Genomic DNA, 17,618 nt, shown 5'->3' with positions numbered 1-17,618 from the left:
GTTGTCCGTAGGAGCCGGCTTGCCGGCGAACAGCTCGGAACGCACAACAGGAGAGGCCAATGCCCGATCGTGCCCCGCTGGACCCCGTCACCGCTCGCTGGATCCCCTGGGTGGTGGCCATCGCCTTCTTCATGCAATCGCTGGACGGCACCATCCTCAACACCGCGTTGCCGGCCATGGCCCGCTCGCTGGCCGAGGACCCGCTGCGCATGCAGGGGGTGATCATCGCCTACATGCTCACCGTGGCCCTGTTGATCCCGGCCTCGGGCTGGATCGCCGATCGGTTCGGCACCAAGCGCATCTTCTTCAGCGCCATCCTGCTGTTCAGCTTCGGCTCGCTGTTGTGCGCCATGGCCAACAGCCTCGGTTTCCTGATCTTCGCCCGGGTGGTGCAAGGCCTCGGCGGCGCACTGATGCTGCCGGTCGGAAGGCTGGTGGTGTTGCGCGCCTACCCGCGCAGCGAACTGGTGCGGATCATGAGTTTCATCACCATCCCAGGCCTGCTCGGCCCGCTACTCGGCCCGACGGTGGGCGGCTGGCTGGTGGAAATCCTCAGCTGGCACTGGATCTTCCTGCTCAACCTTCCGGTGGGCGCCGTGGGTTGCTATGCGGTGTGGAGGTTCATCCCCGACCTGCGCGGCGCCGAGCGCACCACCTTCGACGGGCCGGGCTTCCTATTGTTCGGCGCGGCGATGGTGCTGATCACCATCGCCATGGAGGGCCTGGGCGAACTGCACCTGCCGCACCTGCGGGTGATGCTGTTGCTGTTCGCCGGCATGGCCTGCCTGGCCGCCTACTGGCTGCGCGCCGGACGCGACCCGGAGCCACTGTTCTCACCGTCACTGTTCCGCGTGCGCACTTTCGCCATCGGTATCCTCGGCAACCTGTTCGCCCGCCTGGGCAGCGGCGCGCTGCCGTTTCTGGTGCCGTTGCTGCTGCAGGTGGCGCTGGGCTACTCGCCGGCCCAGGCCGGCATGAGCATGATTCCGCTGGCAGCGGCGGCGATGCTCGCCAAGTCGGTCGCCCGGCCGCTGATCGAGCGCCTGGGCTACCGCATCGTGCTCACCGGCAACACCCTGCTGCTGGGTCTGCTACTGGCCAGCCTCGGGCTGGTCGACGAGCAGACGCCGTATGCGCTGCTGCTGGCGCAGCTGGCCATGCTGGGCGCGGTGAACTCGATGCAGTTCACGGCGATGAACACCGTGACCCTGATCGACCTCGACGACGCCAGCGCCAGCAGCGGTAACAGCTTGTTGTCGGTGGTCGCGCAACTGTCGCTGAGCCTGGGCGTGGCCTGCGCCGGCGCCCTGCTCGGCGGCTTCACCGCCGCCGGCAGCGCCGATGGTGTGGAGACCACCCTGGGCGCGTTCCAGCTGACCTTCGTCACTATTGGCGTGATGGCCATGCTGGCGGCGGCGATCTTCCTGCAACTGGCGCCGACAGACGGAAGGCGCGCCCGTCGTCCGGAAGAGCACGTCGAGTCGTAGGGCGAATGGCCATGAGGCTGGTAGACTGTGCGACATTTTTCGCTTTGCACAACAGGCCCGCCTCGTGACCGTTGAAAACACCGCCTTTGCCACCCTCCCGCTGTCCACCGCCATGCTGGCCAACCTGGACGCCCTGGGCTATGCCTCGATGACCCCGATCCAGGCCCAGAGCCTGCCGGTCATCCTCAAAGGCCAGGACCTGATCGCCCAGGCCAAGACCGGCAGCGGCAAGACCGCCGCCTTCGGCATCGGCCTGCTCAACCCGATCAACCCGCGCTACTTCGGCTGCCAGGCGCTGGTGCTGTGCCCAACCCGCGAACTGGCCGACCAGGTGGCCAAGGAGTTGCGCCGCCTGGCCCGCGCCGAGGACAACATCAAGATCCTCACCCTGTGCGGCGGCGTCTCGCTGGGCCCGCAGATCGCCTCGCTGGAGCACGGCGCGCATATCATCGTCGGCACCCCGGGCCGTATCCAGCAACACCTGGACAAGGGCACCCTGGTGCTCGACGGGCTCAACACCCTGGTGCTCGACGAGGCCGACCGCATGCTCGACATGGGCTTCTTCGACGCCATCGCCAACATCATCGGCAAGACCCCGACGCGCCGCCAGACCCTGCTGTTCTCGGCCACCTACCCAGCCGGCATCGAGCAACTGGCCAAGGACTTCATGCGCCAGCCGCAGCAGGTCAAGGTCGAGGCGCTGCACAGCGATAGCCAGATCGAGCAGCGTTTCATCGAGATCGACCCGCAGCAACGCCTGGAGGCGGTAACCCGTGTGCTCGGCCACTACCGCCCGCAGTCCTGCGTGGCGTTCTGCTTCACCAAGCAGCAGTGCGAGGACGTGGTTGCCCACCTCACCGCCAAGGGCATCGTCGCCCAGGCCCTGCACGGCGACCTGGAGCAACGCGACCGCGACCAGGTGCTGACGATGTTCGCCAACCGCAGCAGCTCGGTACTGGTGGCCACCGACGTCGCCGCCCGCGGCCTGGACATCGATGGCCTGGACCTGGTGATCAACGTCGAGCTGGCCCGTGACGCCGAGATCCACGTGCACCGCGTCGGTCGCACTGGCCGCGCGGGCGAGAAAGGCGTGGCGATCAGCCTGGTGGCTCCAGCCGAAGGCCACCGCGCCCAGGCCATCGAGGACCTGCAGAGCAAGCCGCTGCGCTGGGAGCAGTTGGACAACCTCAAGAGCAAGGGCGGCGAGCCGCTGCTGCCGGCGATGACCACCCTGTGCATCGGCGCCGGGCGCAAGGACAAGCTGCGCCCGGGCGACATCCTCGGCGCGCTGACCGGCGACGCCGGGCTGCCGGGCAAGCAGGTGGGCAAGATTGCCATCTTCGACTTCGTGGCGTTCGTCGCCGTGGAGCGGGCGGTGGCCAAACAGGCCATGCAGCGCCTGAACAGCGGCAAGATCAAGGGCCGGGCCCTGAAAGTCCGTATCGTCTGACCTATTTTGGGGTCGCTTCGCGACCCTTTCGCGGCACAAGGCCGTTCCTACAGGGGATCGCGTACATCCTGTAGGAGCGGCCTTGTGCCGCGAAAGGGCTGCACAGCAGCCCCGGCAATTCTGAAGAGGTAACACCGTGCACTCCACCGACGTGATCATCCTCGGCGCCGGCGCCGCCGGCCTGATGTGCGCATTGCTCAGCGCCCAGCGCGGGCGCCGGGTGCTGGTGCTCGACCACGCCAACAAACCGGGCAAGAAGATCCTCATGTCCGGCGGCGGGCGCTGCAACTTCACCAACATGTACACCGAGCCCGCCAACTTCCTCTCGCACAACCCGCACTTCTGCAAGTCGGCGCTGGCCCGCTACACCCAGTGGGACTTCATCGAGCTGGTGTGCAAGCACGGCGTGCCGTACCACGAGAAGAAGCTCGGCCAGCTGTTCTGCGACAACAAGTCCAGCGACATCCTCGACATGCTCCTGGCCGAGTGCGACCAGGCCGGCGCCGAGCTGCGCATGAACACCAGCATCGACAAGATCGAAAAGACCGCGGCCGGCTACACCCTGCAGACCAGCGCCGGCCCATTCATCTGCCAGTCGCTGGTGATCGCCACCGGCGGCCTGTCGATCCCGACGCTCGGCGCCAGTGGCTTCGGCTATCAGGTTGCCCGCCAGTTCGGCCACGAACTGCTGCCCACCCGCGCCGGCCTGGTACCATTTACCATCACCGAGCCCCAGCTCAAGGCACTGTGCACCGAGCTGTCGGGCACCTCGCTGGACTGCATCGCCAGCTGCAATGGCACGAGCTTTCGCGAGAACCTGCTGTTCACCCACCGCGGCCTGAGTGGGCCAGCGATCCTGCAGATCTCGTCGTTCTGGGAGGCCGGCGACACGGTGGAAATCAACCTGCTGCCCGATCGCGACGCGCTGCAATGGCTGCAAGGCCAGCAGGCCGAACGTCCCAACAGCGAGCTGAAGACCGTGCTGGGCGAGGTGTTCACCCGCAAGCTGGCCAACCTGCTGGCCGAGCAGTGGTTCGTTTCGAAACCGCTGAAGCAGTACACACCGGCGGAATTGACCCAGGTCGCCGAACAGCTGTCGGCCTGGCAGGTGGTCCCGGCCGGCACCGAAGGCTATCGCACCGCCGAGGTCACGCTCGGTGGCGTGGATACCCGCGAGGTGTCCTCCAAGACCATGGAATCGCTGAAAAGCCCGGGGCTGTACTTCATCGGCGAGGTACTGGATGTCAGCGGGCACCTGGGAGGCTTCAACTTCCAGTGGGCCTGGGCATCGGCCAACGCGGCGGCGCAGTTCGTGTAGAGTAGAATCCATTCAGCAGCACGGAACGCTTCTTGCTGGTCTGTGCTCGGAGTGCCATTTCGGGGCTGCCTTGCAGCCCTTCGCCGGCAAGCCGGCTCCTACAGGAAAGCGCAATCCCCCGTAGGAGCCGGCTTGCCGGCGAACGGCCTCGAAGCTACTCAACCGATCTCAGCCCAGGGCCATCATGTCATCGAGCTCGTTCCGCCATTCATTGCGTCGCCTGTGGGGCCAAGACAAGTTCAGCTACGCCATCCGCGTGACCATCGCCCTCACCGGCAGCATGGCCTGGTGCTGGTACCAGAACGAGATGAGCCTGCTGATCCCGTTGTTCCTCGGCATCATCGCCAGCGCCCTGGCCGAGACCGACGACGGCTGGCAAGGCCGCCTCAGCGCCCTGGCCGTGACCCTGGTGTGCTTCGCCATCGCCGCGCTGTCGGTGGAGCTGCTGTTCCCCTACCCCTGGATCTTCGCCATCGCCCTGGCCCTGGCGGCCTTCGGTCTGACCATGCTCGGTGCCCTGGGCGAACGCTACGGGGCAATCGCCTCGGCCACGCTGATCCTCTCGGTGTACACCATGATCGGCGTCGACCAGCGCGGTGGCCAGGTCAGCGACTTCTGGCACGAACCGCTATTACTGGTGGCCGGCGCGGCCTGGTACGGACTGCTGTCGGTGCTGTGGCAGGCGCTGTTTTCCAACCAGCCGGTACAACAAAGCCTGGCCAGGTTGTTCTACGAGCTGGGGAGCTACCTCAAGCTCAAGGCCAGCCTGTTCGAGCCGGTGCGCACCCTCGACGTCGAGGCCACGCGCCTGGAGCTGGCCCGGCAGAACGGCAAGGTAGTGGCGGCACTCAACGCCGCCAAGGAAATCATCCTGCACCGGGTCGGCAACAGCCAGCCCAACTCCAAGGTCAGCCGCTACCTCAAGCTGTACTTCCTGGCCCAGGACATCCATGAGCGGGTCAGCGCCTCGCACTATCCGTACAACGCCCTGACCGACGCCTTCTTCCACAGCGACGTGATGTTCCGCTGCCAGCGTCTGCTGCGCAAACAGGGCGCGTCCTGCCAGGAACTGGCCCGCTCGATCCGCCTGCGCCAGCCGTTCGTGCTGGCCAGCGGCTACCCCGAGGCCCTGGAAGACCTCAACGCCTCGCTGGAGCACCTGCGCACCCAGCACAACCCGGCTTGGCGCGGCCTGCTACGCTCACTGCGCGCCCTGGCCGCAAACCTGTCGACCCTGGACCGCCTGCTCAGCGCCGCCAGCAACCCGGACAGCCTGGCCGATGCCAGCGACAGCAGCCTGCTCGACCGCTCGCCGCGCAACCTCAAGGACGTGTGGAAGCGCCTGCGCACCCAGCTGACGCCGACCTCGCTGCTGTTCCGTCATGCCTTGCGCCTGTCGCTGGCATTGTCAGTAGGCTACGGCATGGTGCACCTGATCCACCCGACCCAGGGCTACTGGATCATCCTCACCACCCTGTTCGTCTGCCAGCCCAACTATGGGGCGACCCGGCGCAAGCTGGTGCAGCGCATCTTCGGCACCGCCGTTGGCCTGACCGTGGGCTGGGCGCTATTCGACCTGTTCCCCAACCCGCTGGTGCAATCGGCGTTCGCGGTGGTGGCCGGCGTGGTGTTCTTCGTCAACCGCACCACCCGCTACACCCTGGCGACGGCCGCGATCACCCTGATGGTGCTGTTCTGCTTCAACCAGATCGGCGATGGCTACGGGTTGTTCCTGCCGCGCCTGTTCGACACCCTGGTCGGCAGCCTGATCGCCATCCTCGCGGTGTTCCTGTTCCTGCCCGACTGGCAGGGGCGGCGTTTGAACAAGGTGCTGGCCAACACCCTGGCCTGCGCCAGTGAATACCTGCGCCAGATCATGCAGCAGTACGCCCATGGCAAGCGCGACGACCTGGCCTACCGCCTGGCCCGGCGCAATGCGCACAACGCCGACGCGGCGTTGTCCACCACGTTGGCCAACATGCTGATGGAGCCCGGACATTTCCGTAAGGAAGCCGATGTGGGCTTCCGCTTCCTGGTGCTGTCGCACACTTTGCTCAGCTACCTCTCGGGGCTGGGGGCGCACCGCGACACAGCGCTACCGGCCGAGGTCCACGAGCAACTGATCGAGGGCGCCGGGCAAGCGCTGGCCACGAGCCTCGACGAGATCGCCAATGGCCTGGCGGCGCGGCTGCCGGTGGCGATTCACAGCGACGCCGAGGAAGCGTTGGCCAACAGCCTGGAGCAGATGCCGGAGGAGTTGGATGAGCACCAGCGGCTGGTGCAGAGCCAGCTGGCGCTGATCTGCCGCCAGCTGGGGCCGTTGCGAACGTTGGCGGGGCACCTGATCAAGAAAGGCGAGCCAACCTGAGCCCAACGCCCCTCACCTCAAAAGCCATGCTGGCGCAGCAACCGGTCATAGCTGCCGTCGGCCTTCATCGCCGCAATGGCCTTCTCGAAGCGCTTGACGATCTGCTGGTGCTCGGGGTGCTTGAGGCTCACCAGAATGTGCAGGCTGTTCTCCCCCAGCGGTGGGTCGACGAAGGTCACCGCGTCGCGTACCTGCGGTGGCTCGCGCTGCAGGTTGTAGCGCGCCACGTACTCATCCTCCACCGCCAGGTTGACCCGCCCCGCCGCCAACATGCGCACCGCCGACGAAAAGCTGCGCACCGGGACCTTGTTCAACCGGGTATCACTGTCGAACGTCGGTGAGTAGGCGTAGTCACGCACCACGGCAATGCTGTAGGGGTAGAGGTCGGCGAGTTTCTGGTAGCCGAAGGCTTCGCCTTCACGCTTGAGCAGGCGGATGCGGTTGGTGAGGTAGGCAGCGGAAAACTGGCCGATACGGGTGCGTTCATCGTTGAACCAGGCATTGATCAACACGTCGTAGCGCCCTTCGCTCACCCCCATCAGCGCCCGCGCCCAGGGCACCTCCTCGAACTCGGTGGCATAGCCGGCGCGGGTCAGTGCGGTGGTGACGATGTTGGTCGCCAGGCCACCGCCCGGCATCCCGGTGTCCGTGAAGGGCGGCCAGCTGTCCGACACCAGGCGCAGTCTTTCGAGGCCAGGGGCCGGGCCTGCGCACAAGACACTCAGCAATCCAAGAACGCAAAGCAGTGGCCGCATGCTCAAGTCCTTTCGCAGTGGGGGGCACACGCTGGAAATGGCGATCTTCGCTTCAGGCCTTGCAGATTACACAAAGCCTGTTGCCGACGGCAGCGGCCAGTAATATCAAATAGCCTCTATTATGGTCGAACTACAGGACCCTCAGTGCAGCAAGGCCTGGTAAGCGTAGCAAGCGATCTGTGCATCCTGGATCGCAACACCGGTCAGGTCCGCCACGGTCAATGAGTCGTCACTGAGGCGCCCCAGGCTGGGGTCGCCAAGCAAGCTGCCAAGTTCCAACAGGCGCGAGCGTTCGAGCAACCCGGCCTGCAGCGCATGGGAAACCTCGCCGTACTGGCTGCATTGACTGAGCGAGTCGACCACGATCAGGTCGGCCTTTGCCACCAGGCTTGGCGCGAGCTCCTGCTTGCCAGCTGCGTCGGCACCGACCGCGGTGATATGGGTACCAGGGCGAACCCACTCGCGCTCCAGCAAGGCTTCACGCGAAGGCGTTGTACTGATGATGAGGTTCGCGGCCTCGGCCACCGCCTGCGGCTCCCGCTCCAGACGTACTGTGAAACCCAGCCGTTCGGCGAACTCACGGTACTCGGCCAACCCCGCTTCGCTGCGGCCCCAGACGCTCAGCGCGCGACAGGGGACGACCGACATCAGTTGCTCAAGCTGCATGCGTGCTTGAGTGCCGGTACCCAGGATGCCAATGCGCGCGACCTGGCGTGGCGCCAGCAACCGCGCCACGATACGCCCGGCCAGGGCGGTGCGCATGCAGGTCAGCCAGCCCTGGTCGGCCAGCAGGGCCAAAGGCTGGCCGGTGCGCGCGCTGAACACCAGCATCAGGCCGTCGTTGCTCGCCAGGCCCTGCGCGGGATTGTCGTAGAAGCCGGTGGAGACCTTGACGGTGAAGGTATCGCCGCCTTCGAGGTAGGCGGACTTCACGCAGCAGTCGCCATTGGCCTGGGCGAACGCGAAAGCCTGCACCGGGGGCGCCTGGACCCGCCCCTGCGAATAGGCCTGGAAGCCCTGCTCCAGCCAGCGCACCGCCTCGTCGAGATCCATGCTGGCGATGATCGCGTCACGCTTATGGATTTTCATGACACAGCCTCGAGGAAGGCTTCCAGCTTCACATTGCGCCCGCACAGGATCACCGCCACCTTCTTGCCTTGGTACTCCCCCGCCAGTTGCTTCATGCCTGCCAGAGCGACCGCCGCGGCCCCTTCGATGATCCAGCGTTCACAGGCGGCGGCATCGCGCATTGCCTGCCTGATCTCATCCTCGCTGACCAACACGGTCCTTTTCAAAAGCCGCTGGAGGATCGGGAACGTGACGGCGTCCTGCTCGACGCCACCTGCGGTTCCATCGGACAACGTGGGCGCCTCTTCCATATCGATGATCCGGCCCACTTCCAGCGAGCGTTGCAGGGTCGGCGCATTGGCTGGCCAGCAGCCAATGATCTGCACCGACGGGGCCAGCTTGTGCAAGGCGGCGGCGATGCCGGACACCATGCCGCCGCCGCCCACCGCAACGAACACGGCATCCAGATCCGGCGCCTGCTCGAACAGCTCCATGCCGATAGTGCCCTGCCCGGCGATAACTTGCAGGTCATTGTAGGGCGAGACGAACGGCTTGCCCTGACGCTCGGCTTCACGACGGGCCTGCATTTCAGCACCCAGCGAGTCGGCCTCCAGCACCTTGACCGCGGCGCCGAGCTCGCGCATGGCGTCGAGTTTGACCGCCGAGGCTTCGTGGCTGACATACACGGTCACCGGGACCTGGAGCAGTTGGCCTGCCAGGGCCAGCCCCTGCCCATGATTACCGGAAGAGGCAGCAAGCACGCCCCTGGCGCGTTGCGAGGCATCCAGCAGCCGCAGCTTGTTGCTGGCGCCGCGAAATTTGAAGGAACCGGTAAGCTGCAGGTGTTCGCACTTGAGGTGGACGTCGCAACCGGTCAATGCCGAGAGGCCGGGACTACGCGTCAGCGGCGTCACCGGCACCTGGGGGCGCAGGGTGGCATGGGCCTCGTGGATGGACTGGAAAAGCAGGTCGAGCTCAACATCATCGATCGGCATACGGGGGGCTCCTGGGTCGGCTGGCGCGCACCGCGCGCCGATAATGGATAAAAAATCCACCGTAGAATATTTTTCTACACAGCACAAGCCAGTTTCAGACCACCAGCAGGTGGCCCTTACGCTTCCCGTGCAAGCTTCACGTACTTGTAGATCGTCGCCCTTCCCATACCCAGCACATTGGCCACGTAGTCGTAGGCACTACCACCACGGAACGCCCCCTCTGCGTGCAGCGCCTCAACCAGCTCGCGTTTCTGGACTCGGCTGAGGCCCTCGAGACTCAAGCCGTACTCCCTGAGCCAGGCATGCAGGAAGGTGTTGATGCGCTCCTGCCAATCGTCGCGGAACAGCACGTCGGGCTGGGGCAGCAAGCGGCTTGCCTGGAAGAACAGGTCCAGCGCCTGCTTGGCCTGCTCCAGCACCGAGACGTTGAAATTGATGCACAACAACGCCTCGGGTACCCCGGCGTCATCGACCATGACGCTGCTGATCGAACGAACTTTCTGGCCGTTCCAGTTGAGCTTTTCGTAGGGCCCCAGTGGTGTGGCAGTACTCAGTTCGCCCGGTAGATCCTCGAGCGCCGAGTCATCACCCAGCTGTCGCTTGGAGATATTGTTGGCAATGTGCACCACGGTCTGGCTGCGCAGGTCGTGGACCACGACTTCGGCGTGGGGGAACAGCAAGGTGGCGACACCATCGGCCATGGCGGCGTAGTTGCTGAAACGTGCGTTGATGGCCTTGGCAGACATCGGAACATCCTGAAAATTGGGTGTAGTGCGAGAGATCGGCATGGCCCCTGCTAGAGCGACTTCAGTCGCGAAGCAAGCGGTGACCGGCTACGCCAGTGTTCGCGACTGAAGCGGCACCTGCAGAGGTTGCGCCGCGCCCTCCCGGTCATGGGTAGCCCAGCACGTCACGGATCTGGCGCAGGTGCTGGATGATCCACTGCTTGTCGATCGCCCCCCAGTCGCGGATCCGGTAATGCCCGGCATGGTTGCGTGCCCCGGCCTGCTGCTCGAACTCGCAGACGATGTCCAGGTCAGCCAGCGCGGTGATGGTGTCCTGGGCGGTACGCCGCGGCATGCCGGTGGCCTCCATCAAGGCCGGCACGCTGGTGGCGGTCTGGCTATCGATCAACCAGGCCACGTACAGGCGGCGGTAAAAGCTGCTGCGAGTCTTGCTCACTTCCGTGGTCATGGGGTGCGTGTCCCTCAGGTGTTGCCCGGCAGCTCCCGATAGGTCAGGTAGACGCGCAGGTCGAATTCCAGTTGATGGTAGTCCGGTTCCATGTGCTGGCAGAGCTGGTAGAACGCCTTGTTGTGATCGCGCTCCCTCAGGTGCGCCAGCTCATGCACCACGATCATGCGCAGGAACTGCGGCGCTGCCTCGCGGAACAACGAGGCGACGCGGATCTCCTTCTTCGCCTTGAGCTTGCCGCCCTGCACCCGCGATACCGCCGTGTTCAGGCCCAATGCACGGTGGGTGAGGTCCAGGCGGTTGTCGAACAGGACCTTGTCCAGCGGCGGCGCACTACGCAGGTACTGCTGCTTGATCTCTTGGGCATAGCCGTACAGGGCCTTGTCGCTCTGCACGTCATGGCGTTCGGGATAGCGCTGGCGCAGGTAGTCGCCCAGGCGATCGCTGGCGATCATCTGGCGCACCTGTTCCTGCAGGTGCGGCGGGTAGGCTTGCAGGTAACGTAGGGCAGTCATGGCAGGCGGGTCGGCACAAGGAGACGCGAGTTTAGCCAATCACGAGGCCCATGGGAAAACCGCCGGGAAGTTGCCAGCATCCGCGGCGGTCATCGGCCGCGCCACCAGGAAGCCTTGTACGTAGGCGCAACCGTTGTCCTTGAGCCATTCGGCCTGGGCCTGGGTCTCCACCCCTTCGGCGATCACGGTGATGCCATAGGCCGCGCACAGGCCGATGACACTGCGCGCCAGGGCGATATCGGTGGCCGAACCCGGTAGACGCGCCACCAGATGACGATCCAGCTTGAGGGTGTCGATGGGCAGGTCGCGCAGCATGCGCAACGAGCAGTCGCCGGCGCCAAAGTCGTCCAGCGCCACGCGGATACCCAAGTCGCGCAGGCGGTGCACCTGTTTCACCGCTGCGTCAATGTTGTACATCAGCGAGGTCTCGGCCACCTCTACCTCGAGCTGGGAAGGCTGCAGTTGTTGCTCATCGATCACCCGCGCCAATTCATCCACCAGCCCGGGCATGGTGAACTGTGCGCGACTGAGGCTGACGCCCAGCACCAGCTCGGGGCCGAAGCGCTCGCCCCAGAGCCGGCGCTGGGCCGCGCCCTTGCGGTAGATCCAGCTGGCCAGGCGGTTGATCAGGCGGGCCTCCTCCAGCAGTGGGATGAACAGCCCTGGCGGCACGTCGCCGACACTCGGGTGCTTCCAGCGCAGCAAGGCCTCGAAGCCCCGCAGCCGGCCATCGTCGAACGCCACCTGCGGCTGGTAGACCAGGCTGAAATCGTTCTGTTCGATGGCCGTGCGCACGCTGTCTTCGAGCATCAGCCGCGAGCGGGCGCGACCGTTCAGTTCCTGGTCGTAGAACCGATACTGCTGACGCCCAGCCTGCTTGGCGGCGTACATCGCGGCATCCGCCGCGCGCAGCAGCCCTTCGACATTGGCCCCGCAGTCGGGGTAGGTGGCGATGCCTATGCTGACCCCCAGGCTGACTTCCAAGCCATCCACTTGCTGGAAGCTCGACATGCGTTCCAGCAACTTTTCGGCATGGCGCCCAGCCTGCTCGGGGTACGGCAGGCCATCGAACAGCGCGGTGAACTCGTCTCCGCCCATGCGCGCCAGCAACGCCTCGCTGCCCAGGCACTCCTTGAGCTGCTCGGCGACCCAGCGCAGCACCTTGTCACCGGCATCATGGCCCAGCAGGTCGTTGATCCGCTTGAAGCCGTCCAGGTCCATGTACATCAGGGCCTGGGCCTTGTCCGAGCGTTCGCTGCGCAACAATGCGCCCTCGGCGGCCTGGTAGAAACCCCGACGGTTGAGCAGGCCAGTCAGCGGATCGGTCACCGCCTGGTATTCCAGTTGCTGGTGCAGGCTGCGCACCACCGACATGTCCAGCACCGTCACCACCATGGCCTTCTGTTCGGCCGGCAACGGCGCGCAGGACAGCGCCACCGGCACCAACTGCCCGGCCAGGGTGCGCAATTGGGCGTCATGCACGCGGAAAATCTGCCGCCCGAGGTAGGCCTGGTAGAAGTCCGACTCGTGCCACAGGTTGGCGCAGGGCAACTGGATCAGGTCCAGCACATGGGCACCCTGCAGTTTTTCCACAGGCGCATCGAGTAGCCGCGAGATGGCCGGGTTGGCGAAACCTATGGTGCCCGCCTCGTCCACCACCAGGATGCCCTCGGCGGCGTTTTCCAGGATCGAGGCGTTGAACGCCCGCGCTGCCTCCAGCTCACGGGTTAGCCGCTGCAACATGCGCCGGTTGCGCTGCTGTTCCAGCAGGGCCTGCACCTTGGGCTTGAGAATTTGCGGGTCGAAAGGTTTGAACAGATAGTCCACCGCACCACTGGCGTACCCCTTGAGCACGGCGGCTTCGGATTGTTCGTTGGCGGTCAGGAAAATGATCGGCGTCAGCCGCGTGCGCTGGCTGCCACGCATCAGCCGGGCGACCTCGAAACCATCCATCTCGGGCATCTGCACGTCGAGCAGGACCAGGTCGACGTCGTGTTCGAGCAGGGCGCTCAGGGCTTCCATCCCTGAGCTGGCAGTCACGACCTGCCAATCCTGGCGGGACAGCAAGGCCCGCATACTGATGAGGTTCTCCGGATAGTCGTCTACGACCAGCAGCACCGAACTGCTTTCCGGGGTATATGAATAAGCGCCATCCATGTTGCTTCTCTAAGTAAGTCCGACTGCGACTTGCGATTGGATCCGATGGTTACTCTAGCCCCGGCAGGCAAAGACGCAATGGCTGCAGATGGCTATAAGCCATGCGTGATGGTGTTAGCCGACTAACGGTAGAACCGTGCTGGATGGCGCCGGCTGACTGGGTGCCCAGGCACAAAAAAACCCGCATCGCTGCGGGTTTTTTCGAGCAGTGCCGGATCAGTTGATCTTGGCCGCCAGTTCGCCCTTGGCATAGCGCTGGAACATGCCTTCCAGGGAGATCGGCTTGATCTTCGAGGCGTTGCCGGCGGTGCCGAAGGCTTCGTAGCGAGCGATGCACACGTCACGCATGGCCTTGACGGTTTCGCCGAAGAACTTGCGTGGGTCGAACTCGCTCGGGTTCTGCGCCATCAGGCGACGCATGGCGCCGGTGGAAGCCAAGCGCAGGTCGGTATCGATGTTGACCTTGCGTACACCGTACTTGATACCTTCGACGATTTCTTCGACCGGTACGCCGTAGGTCTCTTTGATGTCGCCACCGTACTGGTTGATGATCGCCAGCCACTCTTGCGGCACCGAGGACGAACCGTGCATCACCAGGTGGGTGTTGGGGATGCGCTTGTGGATTTCCTTGATGCGGTCGATCGCCAGCACGTCACCGGTCGGTGGCTTGGTGAACTTGTAGGCGCCGTGGCTGGTGCCGATGGCGATGGCCAGGGCGTCCACCTGAGTCTTCTTGACGAAGTCGGCGGCTTCTTCCGGATCGGTCAGCATCTGGCTGTGATCCAGCACGCCTTCGGCGCCGATGCCGTCTTCTTCACCGGCCATGCCGGTTTCCAGCGAACCCAGGCAACCCAGCTCGCCCTCTACCGAAACGCCGCAGGCGTGCGCCATGGCAACGGTCTGCTGGGTAACGCGAACGTTGTACTCGTATTCGGTCGGGGTCTTGCCGTCTTCGCCCAGCGAGCCGTCCATCATCACCGAGCTGAAGCCCAGCTGGATCGAGCGCTGGCACACGTCAGGGCTGGTGCCGTGGTCCTGGTGCATGCACACCGGGATGTGCGGGAACTCTTCGATGGCCGCCAAGATCAGGTGGCGCAGGAATGGGGCACCGGCGTACTTGCGGGCACCGGCGGAAGCCTGGACGATGACCGGAGAGTCGGTCTTGTCGGCGGCTTCCATGATGGCGCGCATCTGCTCGAGGTTGTTGACGTTGAAAGCCGGCACGCCGTAACCGAACTCGGCGGCGTGGTCCAGCATCTGGCGCATGCTAATGAGTGCCATGGTGTATCTCTCTCCCGACAAGCGTCGTTTGTTTCGTGCAAGCCTGCCGCAGGGGCGCTTGCTGTTCAAGTAGTGTGGGCCACCTGCGCGGCCCGGCCAGTCACGGTGCCTTGCAGCCCCGCCCAATCAGATCGTTGGTCGCCACCCAGTACACCAGGCCTTCCTCGCCCTTGGTGTGGAAGGCCAGCATGCCATCGCTGTACAGCGCGCCCGAGGCGCCCGGCTCGGCCTTGAGCCGGTAGACCTGGTCAGCGCCGCCAAGGCGCACGTCAACCGCGTCCTGCTGTGCGTCGGCGAAGCGCCAGAGCACTTCGGCCTGGCTGTCGCAGACCCAGCGGGTCCAGTTATCCGCCGGGGCGGGTTTGGCCGGTTGCAACAGCGCGCAGCCTGCCAGGGGTGCCAAGGCCAACAGGGCCAGTAGCGCTTTCATCCGCTAAACCTCGTCGGGGGCTGCTGTGCAGCCCCAATGTCCAAGACCACAAAACCTGCGTTAGGTTGCCCAGGCCCCGATCAAGGGCAGCCCGGCGCCTTGCGCTGGTGTTCGTCGTCGTACTTTTCCAGGCCATCCGGGCCCAAGCGCTTGTTGATCACCGGTACTGTTTCGGCCTGCCACTGGGACTGGTAGCAACCGCCCTTGGGCGGCTGCGCCGGATCGGCATCGCTGCCCTTGCCGCTGGAACAGGCGCCCAGCAGCATGGCCACGATCATCACAGGCAATTGCTTGACCATCAGGTCGCTCCCTTTGCCAGGCGCCGTCAAAATCAGGCCTTGGCCCGCTCTTCCAGGATTGCCACCGCTGGCAGGACCTTGCCCTCGACGAACTCGAGGAACGCACCGCCACCGGTAGAAATGTAGGAGATATCGGCACCGACACCATACTTGTCGATGGCGGCCAGGGTGTCGCCACCACCGGCGATGGAGAACGCGGCGCTGTCGGCGATGGCCTTGGCCAGCACCTTGGTGCCGTTGCCGAACTGGTCGAACTCGAACACGCCGACCGGGCCGTTCCACAGGATAGTCTTCGAGGTCTTCAGCAGCTCGGCGAACTGCTCGGCGGTTTTCGGGCCGATGTCCAGGATCATGTCGTCGGCGGCCACATCGGCAATCGACTTGACGGTGGCTTCGGCGCTCTCGGCGAATTCCTTGGCGACCACCACGTCCACCGGCAGCGGCACGCTGACCTTGGCGGCGATGGCCTTGGCGGTCTCGACCAGGTCAGGTTCGTACAGCGACTTGCCGACCGGGTGGCCGGCGGCAGCCAGGAAGGTGTTGGCGATGCCGCCGCCGACGATCAGCTGGTCGCAGACCGCGCTCAGGCTGTTGAGCACGTCCAGCTTGGTCGACACCTTGGAGCCGGCGACGATGGCGGCCATCGGCTTGGCTGGGGCCTTCAGGGCCTTGCCCAGGGCGTCCAGCTCGGCAGCCAGCAGTGGGCCGGCGGCGGCGACCTTGGCAAACTTGGCGACACCGTGGGTGGAACCCTCGGCGCGGTGGGCGGTACCGAAGGCGTCCATGACGAACACGTCGCACAGGGCGGCGTACTTCTGCGCCAGCTCGTCGGCGTTCTTCTTCTCGCCCTTGTTGAAGCGCACGTTCTCGAACAGCACCAGGTCACCGGCCTGCACCTGGACACCGTCGAGGTAGTCGGCAACCAGCGGCACGTCGCGGCCCAGAGCCTTGCTCAGGTAATCGGCGACCGGCTTGAGGCTGTTCTCGGCAGAGAACTCACCTTCGGTCGGGCGGCCCAGGTGCGAGCAGACCATCACCGCCGCGCCTTTTTCCAGGGCCAGCTTGATGGTCGGCAGCGCTGCCAGGATACGCGCGTCGCTGGCTACCACACCGTCCTTCACTGGGACGTTGAGGTCTTCGCGGATCAGTACGCGCTTACCTTGCAGGTCGAGGTCGGTCATCTTCAACACGGTCATGAATGCAGTCCTTCAGGGCTGTTTGCTGCGGGTTGGGTGAACGACGCGCAGATAGTGTTCCGCGACGTCGAGCATACGGTTGGCGAACCCCCATTCGTTGTCGAACCAGGCCAGCAGATTCACCAGGCGAGGGCCGGAAACGCGGGTCTGGCTGGCATCGACGATGGCCGAATGCGGGTCATGGTTGAAATCACAACTGGCGTGGGGCAGCTCGGTGTAGGCCAGCAGGCCCTTGAGCGGGCCATCCAGGGCGGCCTCGCGCAGCACCCGGTTGACCTCTGCGGCATTGGTGTCGCGGGCGGTCTGCAGGGTGATATCCAGGCACGACACGTTGACGGTCGGCACGCGTACCGCTTTGGCCTGGATTCGCCCGGCAAGTTCCGGCAGCAGGCGTTCGATACCACGCGCCAGACCAGTGGACACCGGGATCACCGACTGGAACGCCGAACGGGTACGACGCAGGTCCTCGTGGTGATAGGCATCGATCACCGGCTGGTCGTTCATCGCCGAGTGGATCGTGGTGATCTGCACGTACTCGATGCCGAACGCCTGGTCCAGCACCCGCAACAGCGGCACGCCGCAGTTGGTGGTGCAGGAGGCGTTGGACACCAGCAATTCGCGACCGGTCAGGCAATCCTGGTTGATGCCATAGACCACGGTGGCGTCGACATCCGCCTCGCTGGCCATGGGCTGGGAGAACAGCACCCGCGGCGCGCCGGCGTCGAGGAAGCGCTGGCCGTCGGCACGGGTGTTGTAGGCGCCCGAGCACTCCAGCACCAGGTCGACGCCCAGCGCGGCCCAGTCGATGCCTTCGGGGGTGGCGCTGCGCAGCACTTTCACGCAGCCGCCATTGATATGCAGACAATCGCCGTCGACCTTCACCTCGCCGGGGAAACGCCCGTGGGTGGAGTCGAAGCGCGTCAGGTATTCCAGGCTGGCCTGATCGGCCAGGTCGTTCAGCGCGACGATCTCGGAATCGGCCTTCGCTCCCCGCTCGAACAGTGCGCGCAGGACACAGCGGCCGATGCGGCCGTAACCGTTGAGTGCAACTTTGTAGGGACGCGGGTGGGGCATTCGATGGCTCGCTAGCGCATGATGGCTTTTG

16 protein-coding genes are annotated in these 17,618 nt (G+C 65.1%); 4 read left to right on the top strand and 12 right to left on the bottom strand.

Annotated features, from left to right (window positions below; genetic code table 11):
- Positions 1-59: 59 nt before the first annotated feature.
- The 4 genes from mdtD to yccS all read left to right on the top strand — a co-directional run bounded on the left by mdtD (position 60) and on the right by yccS (position 6,623).
- The gene (gene mdtD, locus ACODS5_RS07375; RefSeq protein WP_489108310.1) at positions 60-1,487 is read left to right on the top strand and encodes a multidrug transporter subunit MdtD; all 1,428 of its coding nucleotides are present in this window, start codon (positions 60-62) and stop codon (positions 1,485-1,487) included.
- Between the two features lie 112 nt (positions 1,488-1,599).
- On the top strand, positions 1,600-2,937 hold the full coding sequence (gene dbpA, locus ACODS5_RS07370; RefSeq protein WP_256660243.1) for an ATP-dependent RNA helicase DbpA: 1,338 nt from the start codon (positions 1,600-1,602) through the stop codon (positions 2,935-2,937).
- Positions 2,938-3,073: 136 nt separating this feature from the next.
- On the top strand, positions 3,074-4,255 hold the full coding sequence (locus tag ACODS5_RS07365) for a BaiN/RdsA family NAD(P)/FAD-dependent oxidoreductase (RefSeq protein WP_134690371.1): 1,182 nt from the start codon (positions 3,074-3,076) through the stop codon (positions 4,253-4,255).
- Positions 4,256-4,439: 184 nt separating this feature from the next.
- Positions 4,440-6,623 (top strand): YccS family putative transporter, encoded by a 2,184-nt coding sequence (gene yccS / locus ACODS5_RS07360; RefSeq protein WP_489108309.1) that lies wholly within the window; start codon positions 4,440-4,442, stop codon positions 6,621-6,623.
- Between the two features lie 17 nt (positions 6,624-6,640).
- Here the strand turns inward: yccS and ACODS5_RS07355 are convergent, their stop codons facing one another.
- The 12 genes from ACODS5_RS07355 to epd all read right to left on the bottom strand — a co-directional run bounded on the left by ACODS5_RS07355 (position 6,641) and on the right by epd (position 17,587).
- Entirely contained in the window at positions 6,641-7,378 is a 738-nt protein-coding gene (locus ACODS5_RS07355; RefSeq protein WP_489108308.1) for a substrate-binding periplasmic protein, read from the bottom strand.
- A gap of 141 nt (positions 7,379-7,519) precedes the next feature.
- Entirely contained in the window at positions 7,520-8,467 is a 948-nt protein-coding gene (locus ACODS5_RS07350; protein WP_489108307.1) for an ornithine cyclodeaminase family protein, read from the bottom strand.
- Positions 8,464-9,441, bottom strand: a complete 978-nt coding sequence (locus ACODS5_RS07345; protein WP_489108306.1) for a threonine/serine dehydratase — start codon at positions 9,439-9,441, stop codon at positions 8,464-8,466. Before ACODS5_RS07345 ends, ACODS5_RS07350 begins: the two co-directional genes overlap by 4 nt.
- A 116-nt stretch (positions 9,442-9,557) precedes the next feature.
- Positions 9,558-10,187, bottom strand: a complete 630-nt coding sequence (locus ACODS5_RS07340; protein ID WP_489108305.1) for a helix-turn-helix transcriptional regulator — start codon at positions 10,185-10,187, stop codon at positions 9,558-9,560.
- A 145-nt stretch (positions 10,188-10,332) separates the two neighbouring features.
- Entirely contained in the window at positions 10,333-10,635 is a 303-nt protein-coding gene (locus ACODS5_RS07335) for a winged helix-turn-helix domain-containing protein (RefSeq protein ID WP_489108304.1), read from the bottom strand.
- 14 nt (positions 10,636-10,649) lie between these two features.
- The gene (locus ACODS5_RS07330; protein ID WP_023631708.1) at positions 10,650-11,150 is read right to left on the bottom strand and encodes a M48 metallopeptidase family protein; all 501 of its coding nucleotides are present in this window, start codon (positions 11,148-11,150) and stop codon (positions 10,650-10,652) included.
- A gap of 39 nt (positions 11,151-11,189) precedes the next feature.
- Positions 11,190-13,307, bottom strand: coding sequence for a putative bifunctional diguanylate cyclase/phosphodiesterase (locus ACODS5_RS07325; RefSeq protein ID WP_489108303.1), 2,118 nt, complete (start codon positions 13,305-13,307; stop codon positions 11,190-11,192).
- A gap of 216 nt (positions 13,308-13,523) precedes the next feature.
- Complete coding sequence (gene fba, locus ACODS5_RS07320; RefSeq protein WP_011536013.1) at positions 13,524-14,588, bottom strand: class II fructose-bisphosphate aldolase; 1,065 nt, start codon at positions 14,586-14,588, stop codon at positions 13,524-13,526.
- 100 nt (positions 14,589-14,688) lie between these two features.
- Positions 14,689-15,018, bottom strand: coding sequence for an MliC family protein (locus ACODS5_RS07315; RefSeq protein ID WP_489108302.1), 330 nt, complete (start codon positions 15,016-15,018; stop codon positions 14,689-14,691).
- Positions 15,019-15,098: 80 nt separating this feature from the next.
- Positions 15,099-15,350: a hypothetical protein gene (locus ACODS5_RS07310; RefSeq protein ID WP_134690486.1), complete on the bottom strand. Its 252-nt coding sequence runs from the start codon at positions 15,348-15,350 to the stop codon at positions 15,099-15,101.
- Entirely contained in the window at positions 15,350-16,513 is a 1,164-nt protein-coding gene (locus tag ACODS5_RS07305; RefSeq protein ID WP_134690383.1) for a phosphoglycerate kinase, read from the bottom strand. Before ACODS5_RS07305 ends, ACODS5_RS07310 begins: the two co-directional genes overlap by 1 nt.
- A gap of 12 nt (positions 16,514-16,525) precedes the next feature.
- On the bottom strand, positions 16,526-17,587 hold the full coding sequence (epd, locus tag ACODS5_RS07300) for an erythrose-4-phosphate dehydrogenase (protein WP_134690385.1): 1,062 nt from the start codon (positions 17,585-17,587) through the stop codon (positions 16,526-16,528).
- Between the last annotated feature and the right edge of the window lie 31 nt (positions 17,588-17,618).

It is taken from the genome of Pseudomonas sp. FG47 (assembly GCF_057809115.1).
Note: the sequence above shows the minus strand (reverse complement) of the source record. Positions and strands in the feature narration are given on the sequence as shown.